The 21,188-nt window shown below is 61.4% G+C and carries 16 protein-coding genes and 1 riboswitch; of the genes, 5 read left to right on the top strand and 11 right to left on the bottom strand.

Features of this window, described 5'->3' with window-relative positions; genetic code table 11:
• Positions 1 to 5: 5 nt before the first annotated feature.
• The 3 genes from E3T50_RS15975 to E3T50_RS15965 form a co-directional block, all read right to left on the bottom strand.
• On the bottom strand, positions 6 to 848 hold the full coding sequence (locus E3T50_RS15975; protein ID WP_134553381.1) for a CDP-alcohol phosphatidyltransferase family protein: 843 nt from the start codon (positions 846 to 848) through the stop codon (positions 6 to 8).
• Between the two features lie 32 nt (positions 849 to 880).
• Positions 881 to 3,703 (bottom strand): fibrinogen-like YCDxxxxGGGW domain-containing protein, encoded by a 2,823-nt coding sequence (locus E3T50_RS15970; protein ID WP_134553379.1) that lies wholly within the window; start codon positions 3,701 to 3,703, stop codon positions 881 to 883.
• A gap of 100 nt (positions 3,704 to 3,803) precedes the next feature.
• Positions 3,804 to 4,193 carry a hypothetical protein gene (locus tag E3T50_RS15965; RefSeq protein ID WP_134553377.1) on the bottom strand — a complete coding sequence of 130 codons (390 nt, stop codon included), beginning with the start codon at positions 4,191 to 4,193 and terminating at the stop codon, positions 3,804 to 3,806.
• Between the two features lies 1 nt (position 4,194).
• Here E3T50_RS15965 and E3T50_RS16335 point away from each other — a divergent pair, with 1 nt between their 5' ends.
• A complete protein-coding gene (locus E3T50_RS16335) occupies positions 4,195 to 4,338 on the top strand; it encodes a hypothetical protein (protein WP_166784335.1) in 144 nt (47 codons plus the stop codon).
• A 461-nt stretch (positions 4,339 to 4,799) separates the two neighbouring features.
• Here the strand turns inward: E3T50_RS16335 and E3T50_RS15960 are convergent, their stop codons facing one another.
• The 3 genes from E3T50_RS15960 to E3T50_RS15950 are packed head-to-tail and all read right to left on the bottom strand — an operon-like array spanning position 4,800 to position 8,663.
• Positions 4,800 to 6,323, bottom strand: a complete 1,524-nt coding sequence (locus tag E3T50_RS15960; protein WP_134553375.1) for an oligosaccharide flippase family protein — start codon at positions 6,321 to 6,323, stop codon at positions 4,800 to 4,802.
• A gap of 1 nt (position 6,324) precedes the next feature.
• Complete coding sequence (locus tag E3T50_RS15955) at positions 6,325 to 7,095, bottom strand: WecB/TagA/CpsF family glycosyltransferase (protein ID WP_134553373.1); 771 nt, start codon at positions 7,093 to 7,095, stop codon at positions 6,325 to 6,327.
• Positions 7,092 to 8,663, bottom strand: a complete 1,572-nt coding sequence (locus E3T50_RS15950) for a GumC domain-containing protein (protein WP_134553371.1) — start codon at positions 8,661 to 8,663, stop codon at positions 7,092 to 7,094. Before E3T50_RS15950 ends, E3T50_RS15955 begins: the two co-directional genes overlap by 4 nt.
• Before the next feature lie 364 nt (positions 8,664 to 9,027).
• On the opposite strand from E3T50_RS15950, the gene E3T50_RS15945 reads away from it, so the two are divergent.
• Complete coding sequence (locus E3T50_RS15945) at positions 9,028 to 10,182, top strand: O-antigen ligase family protein (RefSeq protein WP_134553369.1); 1,155 nt, start codon at positions 9,028 to 9,030, stop codon at positions 10,180 to 10,182.
• Positions 10,183 to 10,276: 94 nt separating this feature from the next.
• Positions 10,277 to 11,212, top strand: coding sequence for a glycosyltransferase family 2 protein (locus E3T50_RS15940; protein ID WP_241990975.1), 936 nt, complete (start codon positions 10,277 to 10,279; stop codon positions 11,210 to 11,212).
• A 90-nt stretch (positions 11,213 to 11,302) separates the two neighbouring features.
• On the opposite strand, the gene E3T50_RS15935 is transcribed toward E3T50_RS15940, so the two are convergent.
• From E3T50_RS15935 to E3T50_RS15920, 4 genes are all read right to left on the bottom strand, one after another.
• Positions 11,303 to 12,778 (bottom strand): family 16 glycosylhydrolase, encoded by a 1,476-nt coding sequence (locus E3T50_RS15935; protein ID WP_134553365.1) that lies wholly within the window; start codon positions 12,776 to 12,778, stop codon positions 11,303 to 11,305.
• 232 nt (positions 12,779 to 13,010) lie between these two features.
• The gene (locus E3T50_RS15930; RefSeq protein WP_134464665.1) at positions 13,011 to 13,469 is read right to left on the bottom strand and encodes an FAD synthase family protein; all 459 of its coding nucleotides are present in this window, start codon (positions 13,467 to 13,469) and stop codon (positions 13,011 to 13,013) included.
• Between the two features lie 539 nt (positions 13,470 to 14,008).
• The gene (locus E3T50_RS15925) at positions 14,009 to 15,502 is read right to left on the bottom strand and encodes a tyrosine-protein kinase domain-containing protein (protein ID WP_134553363.1); all 1,494 of its coding nucleotides are present in this window, start codon (positions 15,500 to 15,502) and stop codon (positions 14,009 to 14,011) included.
• Positions 15,503 to 15,687: 185 nt separating this feature from the next.
• Positions 15,688 to 17,235 carry a sugar transferase gene (locus E3T50_RS15920; RefSeq protein ID WP_134553361.1) on the bottom strand — a complete coding sequence of 516 codons (1,548 nt, stop codon included), beginning with the start codon at positions 17,233 to 17,235 and terminating at the stop codon, positions 15,688 to 15,690.
• A gap of 483 nt (positions 17,236 to 17,718) precedes the next feature.
• Between E3T50_RS15920 and E3T50_RS15915 the strand changes: the two genes are divergently transcribed.
• Both E3T50_RS15915 and E3T50_RS15910 read left to right on the top strand, forming a co-directional pair.
• On the top strand, positions 17,719 to 18,768 hold the full coding sequence (locus tag E3T50_RS15915; RefSeq protein WP_134553359.1) for a dipeptidase: 1,050 nt from the start codon (positions 17,719 to 17,721) through the stop codon (positions 18,766 to 18,768).
• Positions 18,769 to 18,824: 56 nt separating this feature from the next.
• Positions 18,825 to 18,888, top strand: a riboswitch (guanidine-III (ykkC-III) riboswitch).
• 11 nt (positions 18,889 to 18,899) lie between these two features.
• The gene (locus E3T50_RS15910) at positions 18,900 to 19,274 is read left to right on the top strand and encodes a DMT family transporter (RefSeq protein ID WP_134553357.1); all 375 of its coding nucleotides are present in this window, start codon (positions 18,900 to 18,902) and stop codon (positions 19,272 to 19,274) included.
• Here E3T50_RS15910 and E3T50_RS15905 read toward each other — a convergent pair.
• The gene (locus E3T50_RS15905; protein WP_134553355.1) at positions 19,271 to 21,169 is read right to left on the bottom strand and encodes a Na+/H+ antiporter; all 1,899 of its coding nucleotides are present in this window, start codon (positions 21,167 to 21,169) and stop codon (positions 19,271 to 19,273) included. The genes E3T50_RS15910 and E3T50_RS15905 overlap by 4 nt on opposite strands.
• Positions 21,170 to 21,188: the final 19 nt, after the last annotated feature.

Here is a 21,188-nt window from a genome sequence, read left to right as displayed (position 1 = left end):
TTTACTCATCCGCGGGCGAACTGCTGATTGAGCGCGACGAGCCGAACATATTTTCTGCGCATTGAGATCGCGGCATGCACCGTGTTAAGAAGGAACATGAGGGCGTAGACCCAGACAAAAACGGTCGGCGCGCCCCAGAGTAGAAAGATCCAACAGAGTGTGCCGGTGTCGGTCGGTACGAGTACCAGCGATTGCTTGATCCCGGCGGTGTCGGATATCGGCACGGCGGGGCCGGCCAGCTGTTCCGACAGAATCTGGCTAAGGAACTGACCGCAGCTCACTAGGCAGTACCCGATGGCGATCAGAAGCGGCCAGGTTCCGATTCCGGGCACGGCATACAGCCCGATGAGCACGGCGAGGTGTATCGCCGGTGTGCGCATGGCATCGACCACGTGGTCGAGCCATTCGCCCGATGGGCCGCCGGTTTTTCCCAAGCGCGCGACCTGCCCGTCGGCTGAATCTAGAACGTAACCGATCGCCAGAAGAACCGCTGCTCCGACGCCGCTTCCAACGCTCGGGGGGAGCGCTATAAGGAGTGATAGACCACCTACCGAGAAGAGCGCGGAAGTCGCTGTGACAGCATTCGCCGACCAACCGCGGGAGTACGCCAACGCCGCCGCGAATCGGGCAAGACGCCGATTGACCCATCGGGTATACGCAGGTACCCCGTTGCCCGGCTTTTGCGCGGTGCGTAGGCCGCGGAGAGCGGCGAGGAAGGCGCGTTCGGTCGCAACGGCAGGTCGGGAGGTGTCGTCCGATGCCGGCAAGGCCGATGGTTCCGGCGCCAGCGAGGCTTCCGGCACCGGCAATGCCGTCGGCACCGGTAACGCCAGTGAAGAGCGTGTCATGTGATTTTTCCTCGTCCTACGTACCCATTTACTTACTGCACCACGGCCGTTAGCTCGAAGCTAGCGCTCGGGGTAGTGCGGTAATTGGAGTGCACCTCAGCCGTGATCAGGTTCGTCCCGGTCACGAACGCAGATCCCGGTACCGTGACCGTTACCGGGTTTGCCAGCGCGTTCGTGGCCGAAATAGCCGATGTGGCGTAGGTCGATGACGTTACAGTGCCGGTGCCGATGTTCGAACGCACCACCTCTGCGCCATTCACGTAGACGACGATTCCATCGTCCGCGCGTGTCGTCAGCTTCACTGAGGCGATTTTCGATGCATCGGCCACACTGAACGACTTGCGGTAATACGAGGTGAGGGCTTGAGGTGCAACCCTCGAGAGAGTCGTGCCCAGGGTCGTCTGTCCCCAGCCGATCGGGGCTGGACCGGTTGACCAGCTTGAGGCGTCATAGGTAGGCGCCTGCCAGCCGGAAGTTGGGTCCGTCGTCGAGTAGTAGTAACTCCACGTGCTTCCGGCGTCGATCAGGATGGGATTGCCTGAACCGGGCGGGGGCGTCGTTGAGACTAGGGCAGCCGGCGTGCTTGACGACCAGTTTCCTGAACCGTCAACGGCTCGAACAAAATACTTCGTGCCAACGGGGGCGGCTGCGACAGTGATACTGAGGGACGGTGCCGTCGCAATAACCCTGTCGTTCCGCAGAATCTGGTAGCTCACGGCTCCACGATCGTCAGACGAGCCGGACCAATTGAGGGTGTCACCGCTAGCCGATGTCGAGACCGTGAGTGCTGACGGTACGGTCGGTGCCTGCGAATCGTTATGAGCGAATCGCACGAACCCCCCGGACCATTGGCGAACGAACCCGGCTTTCACCGACGCCCTGTAGTCCCCGCCAAACCAGGTGTTCCCCAATGAGTCATTGAAGAGTGCCCACGCGCCCGCGCCGACTCGCTGATTCACAATCGGGCTGAACTGCGGGAGTGGTGCTCCGGTCACATTGTCCCAAGCGCCGGCGCTACTGATCTTCGTCGCTTGAGTCCAGCCGGTGCCCACCGACGGCCAAGTGTGCGAGCCGTGATAGTTCGAGAAGAAGCAGTGGCAGCCGCCGTAGATGACCGAGCCGTCAGTCGAGATGGCCTGGAAATCACCTCCGGCATTGCCGACATTGCTGCTCTTTTCCGTCATTGCAGTGCGGTCATAGCTGTACAGCATATGTTCTGATCCGCCGATCCAAACGATCCCTCCTACTTCCTTGACAGTTTGCTGATAGTTGGCTTTCGTGCTGGAAAAATTGATCGTCCATGGGATGACCGACGCGTCGGACGTGTTGATTACGGCGCCCTTCACGGCTGCCGTCGCCTTTGAGGCGCTGAAGAAACCGGCGAAATACACGCGGTCACCGATCGAAGAGGCGTCGAGCGAGACCACAGTGCCGTTGAACTCCGGATTCCAGGTCGAATCAGGCGTTCCGTTGCTGACCGAGACCCGACCGGCAGAGCGCAAGTAAACCTGACTGGTCGCCGTGCCGCCGGTCATATGTGTGAACGTGCCGCCGATGTACAGCCAGTCATTCTGCACGTCGAGCGCCCGGACAATGGGCACCCCGCCGCTCAGACTGTTAGTCAGTTGTGTCGTGAAGGCGGTGGCGGTGACGCCGGTCGTCGGGTTCAGTACGACCAGCCCCGGACGCGACTGTCCGTTCACTTGGCCGAAAAATCCGCCGACGGCAAGATTTCCGTTGGGTAAGACGGCGAGAGCCTTGACCTGTTTGTCAAAGGTGGGCCTGAACGAGGAGATCCACGCACCCGACTTCACGTCGAAGGCGGCTAGATACGCCTGTGCGACCTGGGATCCACCTGCAGCCGTCTTCTGCACGGTGAGGAAGTTTCCGCCGACGTACACGACGCCATTGCTCTCTGCGAACGCGGAAACTTCGTTGCTGCCCTCCACGGTATTCGGTCCGGCACCGATTCCACTGACACCCCAGGCGGTGGGGACAGCGAAGCTCTCCGCAACGCCGGCCTGCTCGACTTTTTCCGTTCCCCTGTCGGGAATTGCAGCGTAGATGGTCGAACTCAAAAGCTTTGGACGCAGGTACACCTGGGTGAACGGTCGCGGATACCCCGCGGTCGTGCTTGACGCCCAGATATAGCTGCTCGCATCGGGAGTGCCCCGAGCGGCACTGCCGAACCCGAATCCTGGTGAGTAGCCGGGGGTTGCCCCTGTAGCCGTCTCAATTCGGTCCTGAGTGGTGCCGGAACCGAACGCCTGAGTCAGGCCGGTGGTGCCCGTAACCGTTCCGATTTTCCACGAGGCGAGGCGCTGGACATTGCCGAACATCCACGACCATTCAACCCGCGGTGAGGAGAAAGCGAACGTCGACTCCTGCCAGGTCGTGCCTGCGGTGTTGGTTGCTCGGCTGAGTCGAATTCCATCCGGGAGCGCTTTGACCTGCTGGCCGTTGAGTAGGCCGCCGATCACTTTGCTGGAGAGTTGTTTCGGTGCGAACGCGGCCTGGCCGGTGATCGTGCCGTGAACGTCCGCTGGTGTTCCCGCGCCTTCATTTGATTGCGACCAGCCCTCCCGGCCGCGCCCGACCAGAACCCAACCGCCCCCGCTCGTGACCTGATCGCAGTAGAACTGTTGGGGTGCGCCCAGTGTGGGAGTTCCCAGCCAATACACGCCACTCGGTGCCGCAGGCGTGAGCTGCTTGACTTCCCAACATGACGCTGCCGCTGTGGCAGACGACAGCCCGTCAGGCGCCGGAATGCTTGTCGCAGCTTTACTACTTGTCGGTACGAGCACGGACATCAACACGATGCCGGCCGCCAGAAGCGGCCCCAAGCGTGAAGCCATCGAACGATTCGAAACGCCTGGGGTAAGCGTCATATCAATTCTCCTTGTTGGGAATGGCGGCGTTTTCAGGGGACTATTACGAATCGATGAGTGCTAGCGGTCAGCACGTGGTGTCGTTGGGGAAAGAGCGTGCTGTCACGCGCCAGGAAGTACCGTCGTGCTGCAGCTTGAAGATGTTCAGCGCCCGGTCGGGCTTCGCATCTCCTGGTCCAGCCAGCGGCTTCCCGTCGGAATCGAAGGTGACTACCGCGCTGGAGTCGATGCACGCTTGAACGACAGCGCTCGGCGGCGACGCGGTGGCGTCATTACTCACAATGCTCAACGAGTCCACTACCGGCGTGCCCTCCTGCGTCCAACCGTTGGCGACCAGTTCCTGCTGATCATTCTCGATTTCAGCGATGATGGAACCGGCTGCCACCTTCGCTAACTGGTCGGCGGTATCCGGAGCGTCCGGTGCGATGATCGCGGTGGCAGCAAGAAACTCTGACACCGTGACAGTGGCATCTTTCAGCGGAGGGGGGCTGGGGGTCGCCGGTGTGCTGGGCGAGGACGTCGAAATTGGCGCGCTCGGTGACGAGGTCGGAGTTGAAGTCGGAGTTGGAGTCAGCGTAGACGTTGATGCTTCGACCGGCTGATTAGGCGTCGCAGGGGCCCCCTCGGCGGTACTACTCTTCCCTGCAGGCCAAGCGTCCCAGGCCACGCCGACCACCGCGACAGTTGCGAGCAGGGCAACTGTGACCCAAGCGATGCGCTTCCGTGTGGCGCTGCGCCGCACTGACGGCTTTTGGGTGACGCCGTCTTCCGGCGTCGGGGAGCCCACGGGCGCGCTCATGCGAATATTCTCTCGTCTGATGGGAGCAGGTCGGCGTGACGCGAGCGCTGAGCAGTCATGGTTCGCAACGGCAAGACCGGTAGCGAATCCAGGCGCAATTTCCTGCAGATTGAGTCCGCAGGGTGCTCTGGGTCGAAACTGACACCGAAGAGAAGCTGACGAAATTTCAACATAAAGCACACACTACGCGTCTGCTTCGCACCCGACACCCCCCTTTCGGGCAATCTCCTGATGATCGCTTCGACAGAGGGTGGAGAAGACGCGCTAACGCCGTCGGGTGATTATGCGAAGATCGTGCAGGTGCAGCCTCTTTCGATCGAGCGCACACCATCCGACGAACAGAATCGCCCCTATTGCGGCTGCGAGAACTAGCGCCTGAAACGTAGCCCCAACGGTCAGCCTCAGGGTGATTGCGGGAGCGCCGAATGTGACGACCGGCACGAGCAGTGCGTAGGCGACTGTACCGACTCCCATTCGGATGCCGAGGAATCGCCGCACCTCGATCACCGCCAACGTCGCGTCGAGCAACATGCAAAACGCCCAGGACAGAGCCGCACCGGTGATGCCGATGAGCGGAATCAGGACTAGGTTGCCGGCCACATTGACCAGAAGTACGACTCCCTTATTGATCGCCGCCCACCCGCTTCGCCCGCTCATCAGGAGCACCGAGTGGATGTTTCCTGCAGTGAAAGCAAGGGTGGCGCCGACGCACAGAATGACGAGGGCCGTCGATCCCTGCTCGAATCCGGGTCCGAGCCAACTCAGTACGATAGGGGCGAAGACGGCAAGGAGCAAGTAAATCGGCGTGCCGAAAAGCACGAGGAAGGTGGCGGCGACCCGATAGAGCGCTTCAACCTCCACAAGTTTCTTCTCAAAGAGGAGGGTGCTGAAGCGCGTCGAGACCACGATCCGAAGCGCAGTATCGATAACCAATCCGGCGGCGACGAACCGACTCGCTCCTCCGTAGACTCCCGCTGCCGCCGAACCCGCGATCACACCGACCATGATCACGTCAAGCCAGATGAGGGTCTGCTCGAGTCCGGCCGACACCGTGCGGGGTAGTGCATAGCTCAAGATGCTTTGCCGCAGCGCCGCGATCGGGCGCCAGGAACCGCGCGTCTCGGCGGCCCGCTCGTGTCGACGAACTTGAAATCTCACGATGATCAGGACGGCGATGAGTGCAACTGGCAGAGGTGCCGCCCAAGCCAGCGTCACTGCGACAAAAGACCCACCCGCGGTGGCGGCCAGCCATACCACTATCGAGCGCACTACTGGCAGCCCAACGCTTCCGACACCCATGTAGGGGACGATGCCTCCGAGACCTCGCGTCACGGCCAAGGCAACCAAGAGGAGCGCTCCGGCCGGAAGAAACCAACCGGCAACCGTCACAGCGCGCACGACCTCGTCGGAATGGCTGTCTCCACTCAGAGCAAAGCCGGGGGCCAGCAACGCCGTGGCGACGGCGCACACCGAGCTGCTGATCGCCGTCACGAAAAACATCGTGCCGAGGGCGCTCCGGATCCGCACCGGATCGTGCGCGACAAGGCGCGGCATGATCCACACCGCGGCGGAGTCCATTCCGGCGCGGGCGAGGCTCAACACGATGGTGAAAACGGCGATGGCTTGCAGAACAACACCGGAACCAACGTCGCCGAGAGTGCGGGCAAGAACGACGATCAGGATGAAGCCCATGATCGCGCTGGTCGCCGACCCCAGAAAGCTCGCTACCCCCTGACGCGCGATCAGCCGCGAATCCTGTGCGCGGGATTCTAGCTCTGAAGCACTCACGTCACCTGGCTGACCCACGCCGCACGCTCACTACCTGCTTGCCGAGGCGGTAGAGAAAAGCCGGATTGCCCAGAAGATACCGGGAAGCGAGCCGCCGTGGCTCGATGATCAGCCGCCAGAGCCACTCGAGCCCAGCCGCAATCATCCAGGCGGGAGCACGCTTGTTGTCGCCGCTCACCCAGTCGAATAAGCCACCGCAGGTCAGAATGGCGGGAACCGTGAGTCGGTCGCGATACTGGGATACCCAATCCTGTTGCCGTGGTTCGCCCAGCCCCACGAACAGGATGTGAGCCCCGGAAGCGTTGATCTCATCAATCAGCTGGGGCATACCGTCATGCGAAACGTAGCCGTCTCGGGTTGCAACCTGCAGATCCGGGTGAACGTGACGCAGCTGGGATGCGGCACGCTCCGCCACTCCGGGTTTAGCGCCGTAGAAGAAGAGTTTCTTGCCGGTCAACGCTGAGATCGATGCAAGCGCGTCAATGAGATCGGTCGTTGCGACTCGCTCCGGAACGCGTCCGCCGAGAAGTCGCGCCGCCCAAACAACGGACTGGCCATCGGCGTAGCTGAGATCCGCCGCCATGACCTTCCCGTGAAAGTCGTCATTCGTCGCCGCTAGATTGCAGACCATGGCATTCACGCCGACGGCGACGTGTGTGTGCGGCCCGTCGGTCCATTTCATGACGATGTCGACGATCTGATCTTGCCCGAACGGATCAACGGGTACGCGCAAGACGCTCGTGCGCAACGCTTTATGGTCCGTCGTGCTCATTTCTGTGCCGGCGATGATACTGCGCGGGAATCAGCGTCGCTGCTCTTACGGTCGTGCATGTCTGGCGCGGTCGAACCGTTCGGCGCGGGGAGGCTGCGCTCCTGGGGCACAGTGATCGTGCCGAGAAAGGCGGTTCCCAGACGGGCGGATTCGGTGACGATATCCGCGACTCCGTCGACCTTGCTGTGACGCAGACCGACCACCACGATCGCGGCCTCGGAGAGGCGCAAGGCGGCAAGAACGCTAGATCGCGGGGCTGCTCGGTCGACTACCAAGAAATACAGCTCCTCCGTGCGGAGTTCGTCCACTCTCTTGCGTATAAATTTTGAAACTTCCAAGTCCAAGTCCAAGTCCAGGTCGCTCGCCCGTCCTGAGGCTGTCGGGAAGGTGGCATCAAGGTTGTGAGAGATGCGCGACCGATAGGTAACCCCCGACTCGTCAGGGCTGGGCTCGATGAGATCTAAATTGGTGTGGAGCGTTGTGGAGAAAACGCCAGATGAGCGCGGCAAGATCAGGTGGGTTGTTAGACCGCTTTGGGCTAGCACCACGGCCAAATTGATTGGAATGTCGGAGGGAAAACGACCCCCGGTGTCGTCAAAGATTGCAATGACTTGGGTATTGATCGGGAGGTCGGTGAGGATGCGTTCACGGGCGGTCCGCAGCAGCTCGAGAGTCCCTCGGCTCTCCGGGATTGACGCGCTCTTCGAGCGGATGTCCGCGAGCACGGGGAAATTCGTCGCCCGCGATACTTCTAAGGCGTTCCGCAGCCGTTGGTCACGCGGGTTGATCGCGAACGCGGCGATGAGTCCGAGGACCCCTCCAGCCAGTAGTCCGGCCCCGAGCGTCTGCGTCATGTCGGGATTCATCGTGATGTCGTTCTGGGAGGCTGTGGTGAGAATCGAGCCACCGGCAGTGTCAATTTGTGACAACACGCCCTTTTGCGTGAGGAGCGTGTTGAGTTCGATGGTGATGAGGGCGCTATCGCTCGTTGCTTGGTTCGCCCCCGCGCTCCTCGGGGCCGACGAACTGATGCGGGAGTTCGCGTCTGCGAGGTCGGCGCCGAGCGCGGTGCGGCGAGCTTCGATGCCCTGCAGGATCGCGTTGAGTTTTGATTGCGCTTGTGCGGTGCGATAGGCCAGGTAGGCGTCTGCGATGGCGTCAGCGCCCATGTGCGCCCCGGATGCAGTTGGGGACGTGAACGCGATGTGCACGATCGACGCTCCGGTGACGGCGGCGATTTCAACGTTGCGACGCACCTCGGTGGCGCTAACTCCCGACCCCATTTGCTCGGCGGCGTCTTTGGCGACGGAATATGAAGTAGCGATCTGGGTTTCCGTCGTGCCGTCAAGAAGGCCGGAAGCCTGCTTGCTAGCGTTGAACGGGTCAGTCGAAATGATGTTGATAGTCACATCGGTAGTGGCGGTGGCCGTCGACGGAATGATGACGAGAAATGCCCCGGCCGCCAGAGCTCCTAGTACCACTCCGCCCACAATCACGCGCCACTGTCGCCGGAGCACTATGCCGTAATACTCCAGGCCCAGTGCCGATCCATCTGCTGGTTGGGACATATTCTGTGTACCCCTAACATCGGTCCGGTGCGAGTCGCTTGCTCCAAAGCACTGGTTGCGTCGGTCGAATTCAACCGGATCCGCGCCCTTGCGGGGGAATCGCTCCATATACTAATGTCCCCAAGCACCGAATGTGATGTCAAAAGGCGTTTTTCGTCCGCAAGAGGAGACCACGAGCATGGCAGATGGGTTTGCACAGCGGCACGCCGTCGGCGGTACCGAGGGCAGCGTTGATGTGAGCGTTGACGGCTCTCGGCCGATAGATCAGCTTCCTCGGTGGCCTTTTACCTCAATGTTCGTTCTCTTTCCCGTTTGGTGGCTGCTAGGTCCTGGTGAAGCCATATGGATCGTGTTGGCGGCGGTCATGGTGTTCTATCTCCTGCGCCAACGTCACGTCGACGTGCCGCGCGGGTTCGGAATCTGGCTGCTCTTTCTCGTGTGGATGGCGTGCTCGGTGGTGGGAATCGATAGCGGAGGGCGTCTGATCGGTTTTATTTACCGTGCGCTGCTCTACCTCGCCGTAACCGTCGCGTTCGTTTACGTTTACAACGCGAGAAAGAACCTGACCGTGCGCTATATCGCCGGGGTGCTCACGGTGTTCTGGCTCATCGTCGTCGTTGGTGGATATGTAGGGGTGTTCTTCCCCCTTCTCTCCGTGCATACCCCGTTCGGTCTCGTACTTCCGTCATCGATCACATCGAATGAGCTCGTGCAGGAAATGGTTGTGCGCAAAGTGACGCAATACAACCCGACAGGGTGGCTGAAGCTTGATCCGAGACCGAGCGCGCCCTTTCTCTACACAAATGGCTGGGGCAACGCGTACTCGATGCTCACGCCGATCGTGGTCGCCTACCTCATCCTCGTACGGCGGGAGCGACGATTCTGGTGGTTGCTCCTGGCCGTCCCCGTCTCAATAGTTCCGGCTTTGCTCACCTTGAACCGGGGAATGTTTCTCGGTCTTGGCCTTGCTGCCGTCTATATCGGCGTGCGAGCGATTGCGCGCGGCAATGTGAAGGTTATTCTCGCCCTGGCCGGACTGGCCCTTCTGGTCGTGGCGGCCTTTTCCGTGCTTCCGATCGAGCAGCGGCTGACTCAACGAGTCGAGACGAGTTCATCGACGCAAGATCGGGCGAGCCTCTACGAGGAGACGTTCACTCGCGCTCTGGAATCACCTCTGTTCGGGTTCGGTGCTCCGCGACCATCGGCATCCCCCGACATTCCTTCCGTCGGTACCCAGGGGCAATTGTGGATGGTGATGTTCTCGCACGGATTCCCGGGCGCGGTGCTCTTCATGGGGTGGCTCGTCTGGGCGTTTTTCAGATCGATCCGGGAACGGGAACCGGTGCGTGAGGCGTGCAACACGGTGTTGCTGGTGGTTATCGTCGAGTCGACCTACTACGGGATCATGACAACGGGCCTACTGGTGGCAATGCTCGCTGCCGCGATAACGATGCGCCCCCAGTCCGGGGCTACATCCAAATTGACGCCCGCGTTGCGCTCCTCTCATCGGTTACACTGACGCCACGGTCGCGGCAATGCAGTGTTCGCTTTCCGAATGTTTCGTCGTCAACCGCGTACCCGTACACGCACTAGAGGCGCAGAGGTGGCCAACCGTGACAGACCAACAAGGCGTGCACGCGCCGAGCGTTAGTGTCGTTATTGCGACTCGAGGCAGGCCGGAGATGCTGCGTGCAGCGGTGAAAGGGGTCCTCGGCCAGGACTATGCGGGGGCGATTGATTTGACCGTGGTTTTCGATCGGATCGAAATCGATCTGCTTGAGGACATCGTCATTCCGGAGGGTCAGCGCAGGCTGCAAACCCTTGCAAACACCCGTTCGCCGGGACTTGCCGGAGGCCGCAATACGGGGATTCTCGCGTCCGATGGCGAACTCATCGCCTTCTGTGACGATGACGACGAGTGGTTGCCGTCGAAGCTTGAACGTCAAATGTCCCTGTGGCGAGAGGATCCCGCAGCGGTTCTCATTTCTACCGGAATTCGGATCGCTACAGCAGGCCGTTTGGTCGACCGGCTGCCGCCTGACCGCACGGAGTTCAGTGATCTCCTGAAGTCGCGAGTGACCGAAATTCATCCCTCGTCGTTTTTAATCAGGCGATCAGACGTGACCGGGGTACTCGGTCTGGTAGACGAAGATTTACCAGCGTCCTACGGGGAAGATTATGACTACCTGCTGCGAGCTGCTCGCGTCGGACATCTCAGGGGGGTGCAAGACTCCTTGGTCGTTGTGCATTGGAATCGAACGTCCTTTTTCGACGGTAAATGGCAAGGAATCATTGACGGGCTTAGTTATTTGTTGAATAAGCACCCGGAGTTCTCCGAGAGTCCGAAGGGATCGGCCAGGATCGAAGGTCAGATCGCTTTCGCCTGGGCGGCCCTCGGCCGACGAGCGGAAGCGCGCTCGTGGGCCGCTCGAACCATCAACCATGACCGCTCGCAATTGCGCGCATATGCCGCGCTGGCAATCGCGGCGCACTTGGTGCCGGCCGGCCCGCTCGTGCGCGCGGTCAATCGCAGTGGTAGAGGACTGTAAAACGGCGCCTGCATGACGAACAAGCCAGCCAGAGTTGTCCCTGGCTGGCCTGTTCGCAGGAGGCTGCAGTGCTGCGGTTAGCCGGCGCGACTAGCGCTGGTAGACCCGCACGTAGTCAACTTGATAGGTCGCAGGGAATGCGGTGTCTGCGTCGGGCGCGCCGGGCCAGTTGCCGCCGACGGCCATGTTCAGGCGAAGGTAAAAGTCCTTGACGAACGCTTCATCGAGCCACGACGTGGTCGAGATGTTGCGTTCCGCACTCAGGACGCCGTCGACGTACCACTTGATCGAGCCGGGGGCCCATTCGACTGCGTAGTTGTGGAAACCGTCAGCGGTTGTACCCGTGGGCAAAGTATACGTCGTGGCCTGCTGGGGGTGCGTGCCCACGTAGTCGTAGTGAATCGTGTGCACGAGCTTGTTCGCCGACAATGAGTCGGCTTTGCTGGTGCCTACTGCCTCGAGGATGTCGAGTTCGCCTATTCCGCCGCTGGCCGGGCGCATCCAGAATGCGGGCCAGAGGCCTTTGGAGGTTCCCTGGGTCAATGGGGTCTTCGCGCTGATTTCGAAGCGGCCGTATTCAAAGTCGATCTTGTCCTTCGTGCTCAGCATGGCTGATGTGTACGAGCGACCGTTCGGGAACCGTGAGTCATTAGTGCCGCAGGCGACCGGGGCCGATTCCTTGCGGGCGGTGATTGTGAGAAGGCCGTCAGCCGTTTTGACGTTCTCCGGCCGGTCCATCAGACACGCCACTTCATTGTTACCGTCACCGTACGTCGATAGGTTATCGACTTTCCACTTGGTTCTGTCGATGCCCGATCCGTTGAACTCGTCGCTCCAGGCCAAGTTCCAGCCGGCGGGAGGGGTCATGGTTGCAGTGGGAGTCGGGGTGGACGTGGGTGTCGGAGGCGCAATGGGTCGGTCGACGGATGAGTTTTCTGTGGTGTCGATGAGGGAAACGTCGTCGATCACGACAGCGTTCTCCGGTTGCATGTTCAGCGCGAGCACGTGGAGATCAATTGACGAGGCCGCGCGCGTGGCGGTGTAGTTCGTCGTGATCTTCTTCCATGCTGTTCCCGTGCGCCACTGGTGTGTCTGCTGGCTGTCGATGACGTCGTAGCCGGCATCCTCTTCAAGTAGCCGAAGGAGAACCGACTGGCCGGCCGTCTCGGAGCGCACCCAAGCGGTGGCCTCGTACGTGTGTCCGGCCACGGTATTCGACACGGCGTTGCTGCGATCGTTCAACATGACAGACGTCGCTGCAGACGACGTATTGGTCAGCCGCACGCCCTGCGTTGCGTCACGCCCCTCTCCGGAGGTCATCTTCGTCTCCGCACCGCCCATCCATCCGTCGAGCCCGGAGTTGAACGTATCGTTCGCGACAAAGTTCACTGCAGCGTCGGAGCCCGTGGTTGCCTGAGCGGTTAAGCCGGTCAGGCTGGAGCCGCCGACCGCAACAATACTTGTCGCGGTGATCGCCAGAAGGGTTTTCTTGAGTGAGCGCTTTCGTATGCGCCGGGTATGCCGGGGTCGCTGCTCACGGACACAATTCACGTCAGACTCTGTCATTGTTCTCCTCGCCGCGACCGACGTCGATCGCCACCACGGTCTTCTATTAGTTGCGCAGCCCTGTGCCCTGATCGGTCACACTTCCGGGGCTGAGCCCGGGTTCCGAGGGTGAACTCGCGCCTGTAGCAGTATCACATGGAGGAGGAATCAATGCCAGTTAATGACCCCAATTCGGGGGGATCACAGGCTGTTCCTGAATCAATGTCAGAAATCAGAGGTCTGCTCGTCAGTATCAGTGGATGGAGTTGGCGCGGAGACGAGAAGCTCCGATGGGATCGAGCGAGTTGAGCGCGCGACGGAGCAGGGTGCTCGATGTGGTCATTGTGTAGGGGAAGTACACGACCTCCACTCCAAAAGCGGCAAATTCGCGTTCGAGCTGCTGACCGCGTTCTGTTTCCTTCCAGTCGTCGCCCTTGAAATAGATGTCGAACGGTACGGCGCGCCAGGTATCGATCTTGTTCGGGAGTCGCTCCTCCACCGCCTCGTCGACAAAGGAGATGTGCCGAACGATTTCCAATCGTTCGGCCAAAGGAACAATCGGCCCTCGCCCTTTCGTAAGCTCGAGCATCTCGTCGGACACGACTCCCGCGATGAGATAGTCACACTGGCTTTTTGCATGTTTCAGGATGTTCAGGTGCCCGACGTGAAACAGGTCGAAGGCTCCGCCGGCATATCCAATACGTTGTAGCATTGCGTTCCCTCACACGGTTCGGATTGGTTCAGTGGATCGCTGGGACTGGACTGCTAGGCCACTGCGGGGCCGAACGGCCGCCCTCGCGGTGCACGTGGCGCTCGTAGGTCTCGACTTGACATGCAAGGAGCAAGGAGCGATCGAGGGCTGATCCGGCTCATCTCGCCGATCAAGATGTTCCTGGTCGTACTGCGAGGGTCGGCGTCAGGGGGGAGCAGGAACGGCATCGTTCATGGTGCGCTCAGCCCATAAAGAGGGCCTCGTTCCGGTGCGTGACGGAGCACGATCGCCGCCATGCTCGGCGGTTGGTAAATGGGGGATCGACGCATGGAATTCTTGGTCACGGGCATTCCCTGCAGTTCGGGTTTACAGGTTCAGGAGTACGCGGAAGTAGCCCCACGAGGGAGGTCACGTCGTCACGTTCGGGTTAGTGAGATCTTTTCAGTTACTATTTGCCTACCCTAGCGCTTCTTTTAGTTACTGCGCTGCCACCTGTGTGGGGGGCAAGTTGTCGCCATTGTTGCCATGCCCGCAGGGGGTCAGTGCTTCAGGCTGACGTTCTGCACGTCTCGTGGAAGTTTCTTGGACTTTAGGATGGTCACAGTTTCTTGATCTGTAGTGGGTTGGCGGTCGAGGAGCCCCGGGATTTGTTTCTTGTTGGCCGGGCTCATCTGCGGCATCGATGCGGCGGCGACCGCCTTGAGCGGGCCGTAGTAGAGCCCGGTGCGACGTTCACGCACCCGATTGAGCACGATGCCCAAAATGCGGGCATTAACCGCATCGAGCGAATCTGTGGTCGCTGCCAGCTGCTGACGAGTGGTCGACTTGTAGCGGGCCACCACGATGGCACCGTCGGTGAGACGGGACAGGCCGAGGGCGTCTGTCGCCGTCAACAGCGGAGGGGAATCGACAATGATGAAGTCATAGTCCTCACGCAGGCGTTGCATCAGTGTCTTCATCGCGGCCGAACCGAGCAGTTGACCGGAGTTGGGCGGCACCGCACCGGACGGCAGTACATCCAGTCCGTCTGACCACCGCACGATGGCATCTTCGGGTCCGACGTAGCCGAGCAGAATGGTTGTGAGGCCGACATCGCCTTCGAGGTCGCACAGTTCGGCAATCGACGGACGTCGCAGGTCGGCATCGATTATCAGCACTCGCGACCCGCATTCCGTCATGGCGAGCGCCAAATTGATTGCGGTCGTGGACTTGCCGTCGCGGGCGCTCGCAGACGTGACAACGGCGCTGCGCGGTGGGTTGTCGACATCGAGGAATTCGAGATTGGCCCGCACCCGGCGGTAGGCCTCGGCTGGCGCACTCTGCGGCAACACCCTCATGATCAGGCCGGCCGGGTCGCTGCGCCGCTTGCGGCCGATCATTCCCAGTTGGGGAGCGGTCGAGACCCGGTCGAGGTCCTTCTTCGTGCTGACCCGAGTGTCGAGCACCTTCCGTGCCAGCGCGTATCCAGCGCCGAGAACGAACCCGAGCAGTAGACCGGTTAGCACAATGAGCCGGGTATCGGGCGCAAACGGCCCGACCGGGAGTTGAGCGGGGGTCACTGTCGTGACCGCGATCGACGGCACGCTGCCCGTTCTTTTCGGCGCCAGGGTCAGAACCGTCCTGGCAAGGGAGTCGGAGATGGCATCGGCGAGAACGACGGCCTGCGCCGCGGATTGACTGGTGACGGCGATATTGATGATCACGGTGTTGAGCGGTGTGACGGCGGTGACGCGCGATGCGAGGGCCTGTGGGGTCGTGTCCAGCCCCAATTGGCTAATGACTGGTTTGAGAACGGTTGGCGTCGTTGCGAGCTGCGCGTAGGACTGCATCAGATTCTGCGTAAGCGTCGAGGATTGTAGAAGCTCGCTCGTGGTCTCGCCTCGGTCGCTGGTGACGAAAATGCTGTTGGTCGCCAGATACTGGGTGGGCAAGCTGATCGCGTAAGCCCAGGCCGACGCGCCGCCGAGCACGCCGACGATGAGAACGAGTAACCACTGGCTCGCGATGCGCCTCAGATCGTCGATCGGTCCCACAGTATTCTCCGTCCGGTAGCGCCAAGGCTACTGTCAAGCTGATCAAAACTCACTTATGAAAGAGCGCGAGAGCTCCCCCAGTACAGGTCACGCTGAGGTGAATGATGACAGCCGATGAGACGTGGCCGTTGGCCGCGACACAGGCGTCTCCGAGGGCGAGAAAGCAGCCAGACGGTGCTTCCCGGTCAATATGCCCCTACGGGTTGAATGACGGTCTTGAAGGTGCGCCAGATGATCATCAGGTCGCCGGCGAGCGACCAATTCTCGACGTAGTACAGGTCGAGCCGCACGCTGTCTTCCCAGCTGAGATTCGACCGGCCATTGATCTGCCACATGCCGGTCAGGCCGGGCTTGATGTACAGCCGACGGTGCACGTGGGTCTCGTATACCTGAACTTCCTCGGGCAATGGCGGGCGTGGCCCCACCAGGCTCATCTCGCCGACGAAGATGTTCCACAGCTGGGGCAGCTCGTCGAGCGAGTACTTGCGAAGAACGCGTCCGATCTTGGTTATTCGGGGGTCGTTGCGAATCTTGAACAGCGCCCCGGCGGCTTCATTCTGGTCGAGCAGGCCGGCCAGATCGTCTTCCGCGGTCTGCACCATGGAGCGGAACTTGATTATGCGAAATGTCTCTCCATTGCGGCCGCACCGCTCCTGCCGAAATAGCACGGGGCCGGGGCTGTCCAGTTTGATGAGCACGGCAATCACGGCGAGAACGGGGAGCAAAAACAAAATGGCGAAACTTGTCGTCACGATGTCCAGCGTGCGCTTGAGGGCATGGCGCCCCCCCTCGAAACGGGGAATTTCGACATGGATCAGTGGGAGGCCATCAACCGGGCGAAAATGGATGCGGGGACCAGCGACATCCGTCAGTCGGCTGGACAGAACAAGCTCTGCCGAGGTTCCCTCGAGGTCCCAGCCGAGGCTGCGAATATAGGAACTGCCGCCGCTGGGCTGCCCGGCCACGATGACCGTGTCGACAGCCATGGCCGCCGCCGCAGCAGCGACATGCTCCAAATCGGAGACGATCGGCACCCTGCGCGCGCCCGCCAGGATCTCGTCACCGATGCCGTCTTCGAGGGCGACACCGACGATGTAGTAAGCAGCACCGGATTTGTTGTCGATCTGGCTGACGACGTATTCCACGTCGGCGCGATTTCCGACAACGATCCCGCGAGAAAGGTAGTGACCGAACTTGCGCTGGTGCAGCAGCCATTTGCGCCACAGCCACCGTTCGAGAACCAGCGCGATGATGCCGAGAGGAAGCGCCAGAATGAAGTAGAGGCGGGCGATGTCGATCTGAAATATCAGGAAGATAATGGCGAGCGTGCCGAAGGTCACGGCGCTGGCGTTGATGACTTGTTTGTACTCGATCGCTCCGACGCCGACGACTCGGGAGTCTCGAGTGTGAAACAGCTCGAGGGTCGTGAGCCAGGTCGCCACGATAAGCAGCGACACCAGCCAATAGTTGGCGCTGAATGATCCCGGTTCTGCCGGGATGCCGTCTACGCCGAACCGGGCGACCAGCGCAACACCGACCGCGAGCACAATGACGGCGACATCGGTCAGTCTGAGCTTGGTTCGGTAGCGCCGCGCCCAGATCAACCCCGATGAAGCTGTGTCGACTGCAATGTCGGTGTGCGCCGGCACCGCCTGATCAACGAGTCGAAGCTCGGGGGTGCGGCCCAGTGGCCGGGACTGTGCGAAAGATGCGGAGGAATCTGACTCACTCATGCGTTGTCTCCCCTGCGGTCGAACGTGACAGCGCCGCCACAGGCAATTGGCCGAGTGTGGTGTAACACGAATCTGCGAAGTTGATTCTGACGGTGGATTGGCGAGACGGAGTGGATATCACGTTGGCATTCCCTGCAGTCGGGTTGACAGGAACAGAGGGGTTAAAGTGACAGTCTGCCGATGCTGGCACTTGTCGTGGCGGGCGGCGTACGAAAATGATTCTTTCTCAGCAACTTACTGGCAGAGAGTACCCCGATTCAAGTCGGCGGCGCAGTCACCTTTATGAGGGTCAATATCCCCTGCGAAGGGGAGGTGGCAGAAGAGTGCGAATCCGACGAACGACTACTCCCGCCCGTGGCCTGGCGTGGCGGGCACGAATACGGCGCATGGCGCCGGAAGTCGTCACCGTCCGAGCGCTCCAAAATGCCCGATAGTGGGGGTCCTAGGCTGGGCAAAGCGCATCGATTGCCGGGAAGAGTGCACATGACCGCAAGAATTCCGAAATTTGCCGTTATTGACGGGCACAACGACCTTGCCTGGGCCTGCCGTGAGCGTCGGGACTATTCCGTTACCGGGCTGGACTCCGAGCCTGATTCGGGGCGTAGTCAGTTGCAAACGGATGTCCCCAAGTTGCGTCGAGGAGGGGTACAGGGCCAGTTCTGGTCCGTGTGGGTGCACACCGACCTTGAGGGTTCCGATGCGGTGCAAGCGACGCTCGAGCAAATCGACTTCGTTCACCGCCTGATTGCGGCCTACCCCGATGTTTTCGAACGAGCTGTCACTGCCGACGACGTTGCGCATGCGCAGCAGAGCGGAAGAATTGCGTCGCTTCTGGGGGTCGAGGGGGGTAACCAGATGAACAACTCACTCGCGGTACTGCGCGAGTACGCCCGGCTTGGCGTGCGCTACATGACACTGACCTGGAACTCGTCCACGGCGTGGGCGGACGCAGCTGTCGGCGAGGTGATCCACAACGGCCTCAATGAGCGTGGCCGGGCCGTCATCGCGGAGATGAACCGCATCGGTATCATGGTCGACCTCTCGCACGTTTCAGCTGCCGCGATGCAGGACGCCCTCGACGCCACAACGCTGCCCCTTCTCTTCAGCCACTCTTCGTGTTTTGCCCTCAATCCGCACCCGCGCAACATTCCGGATGCGATACTCACCCGGCTCGCCGCCAACGACGGTGTGCAGATGATCACCTTCGTGCCGGCGTTCATTTCCGCCGACTACCGACGCTGGGAGGACGGCGGTTCGGTTGGTGAGAAACCGGTCGTCACGGTGGCGCACGTTGCCGACCACGTCGAGCACGCCCGCAGCGTGGCTGGCGTCGATCACATCGGTCTCGGCGGCGACTTTGACGGCTGTGCAGACATGCCGGTCGGCCTGGCCAACGTGTCGGAATACCCGAACCTGTTTATTGAGCTGTCCCGGCGAGGGTGGACGGATGCTGACTTGCAGAAGCTCGGCTACCAAAACGTACTGCGGGTACTCCGCGCGAACGACGTGGCCTATCGGGCCTTCATCGCGTAGTCGCTCTGCGCTCAGTGCTGCACAGGCGTTGCCCAGTGGGGGTGGCTACGGTCAAAACAGGTCGTGGAACGCGGCCCCGGACGATGGATCAGTACCCGGAACGCGACAAGACTGGCCGAGGAGTGTGAACCATGTCGTGGATTCTGCTAATTGTGTCTGGGGTGCTCGAGGCGGTCTGGGCGACAGCCCTGGGAAAATCAGAGGGCTTCACAAAACTGTGGCCGAGCATCATTTTTGGTGGCGCACTCGTACTCAGCATGGCAGGCCTGGCCTGGGCGATGCGCGAAATTCCGATCGGAACGGCCTACGCCGTGTGGGTAGGCATCGGTGCAGCCCTGACGGTGACGTGGGCGATGGTCAGCGGGGATACCAGTGTGTCCTGGCTGAAGATCGCGCTACTCGTCGCGCTCATCGGCTGCATCGTCGGCCTCAAGCTCGTCGACACCCCGTCCAAGGCCGCAGCCCTCGGTGATGGTTCTTCCAGGGTGTCGACGAGCACACGTTAGCCGAGAAGCTCGTCAATGTAGCACCAACGCCATAATTCCCGCGGCTCGGCGCTGCACATGATGGGGTGGCCGGTCTCCCGGAAATGCCTGGTCGCGTGCTGACCGACGGATGAATCGCAGCACCCCACGTTTCCGCACAGCAGGCACATTCGAAGATGCACCGGGCTGGTGCCCTCGCGCACACAGTCGCTGCACTCCGGGTCCTGCGGCACTGGATGTTCACCGACGGCCCGTAAATGCTCGCAGCCGCCCGCTCCCAGCGGGACTCCAGCGGTGTCGGGCCGGGCCGCGGGTTGGGTCTCGGCGCGTAAGTCGACACCGATGTCTTCGGACGAGGAATCCAACATGGATTCCTCGACATCGAGCATCTCAAGCACTTCACCGATCACCTCGTGAGCGTACTCGCCGGTACGGCGGAGTTTCAAGACCCTGGCCCGCTCCGCGTCGAGCATGAGCAGCCGTAACTGTACGTAGCGCTTGCTGGGAGTGCGGTCTGCGAGCTCCGAACGTCCGAGGCGCTCCCATGCCGCCCGGTTGCGTTCCTGCGTGCGGCGTTCGAGCATGTCGAGCACCTCCGGAGGATCGTCGGGCCGGCCGTGCCGACGCAGGTTTTCGATCCCGGCGGCGGTTGCCTGATCCATCAGAGCGGCCTGGCTGAGCGCATCCGCTTTCGTATCTGGTCCGCGTACACCCAGGATGCGTACCAGCCACGGCAGGCTGAGGCCCTGCACAACAAGCGTTCCGGCCACTACCCCCAGGGCCGCGAGGACAAGGACGGGACGGTGTGCCACGTCTTCTGGCAGGGCGAAGACCGCAGCCAGGGTGACCACACCGCGCATGCCGGCCCATGACACTATGGCGGGCAACTGCCAGGGCGGCGCGGGGTCGGCCTTCCGAATTTTGGGTATCAGGCGCGGTAGATAAATCGCGGGGAACACCCAAATCGGGCGCAACAGGAGAACCGCGACGAGTATGACAGCGCAGGCGCCCCAGATTCGCGCGGCACCGAGTGAGTCGCCGGAGGTGGCTTCGATGACCGACCGCACCTGTAACCCGATCAGCAGAAAGACGGAGTTCTCGAGCAAGAACTGCACCGTAGCCCAGTTGCTGCGCTGGCTCAATCGCGAGGCGCCGCCCGGCATGGCGGGCGTCTTCGTGCCGATCACGAGGCCGGCCACGACGACGGCCAACACGCCCGATGCATTGATCCCCTCGGCGGGGAGATAGGCCACGAACGGGGCCGCCAGAGACATAGACGTGTTTATGGCCACGTTGCGTACCCGTTTTCGGATCTGCAGCAGGAGCCACGCCGCGATCAAGCCGACGATGACACCTCCACCGGCGGCAAAAGCGAGGTCTGACGCCACTTGCCAGACGGTGACGCTACCGCCAATCGCAACGATCGCCGTGCGAAGAAGCACCAGTGCGGTCGCATCGTTGACCAGCGACTCACCCTCCAGAAGACTCACCACCCTGCGCGGTAGCCCGACGCGGCGGGCAATCGTGGTCGCCGCCACGGCATCCGGCGGGGCCACCACCGCGCCCAGGGCGAACGCCGCAGCCAGGGGAATCTCCGGCAGCAGCCACCAGACGATCAGGCCGATGGCCACGGTACCGAAAATAACGTAACCGACCGACAGCAGGCCGATAGAACGCAGGTTTGTGCGGAACTCGACCAGAGAGGTACGGATGGCGGCGGCGTAGAGCAGCGGAGGAAGAATTCCCACCAACACCAGTTCCGGATCCAGCTTCACCACTGGAATGAACGGCAGGTACGAGCCGATTACACCGACGACTACCAGCAGGAGCGGAACGGACAGGTTCAAGTGTCTAGCGAGGGCGCTGGCCGCGCAGACGACGACGACGAGAGTGAGCAGACCGAGTGATACATCCATTTTTTACCGCCAAGGGTTT

Origin of the sequence: Cryobacterium gelidum, from assembly GCF_004403985.1 — a bacterium.
Classification (GTDB): Bacteria; Actinomycetota; Actinomycetes; order Actinomycetales; family Microbacteriaceae; genus Cryobacterium; species Cryobacterium gelidum.
The sequence above is the reverse complement of the archived record's forward strand: the minus strand, read 5'-3'. Positions and strand labels throughout refer to the sequence as shown.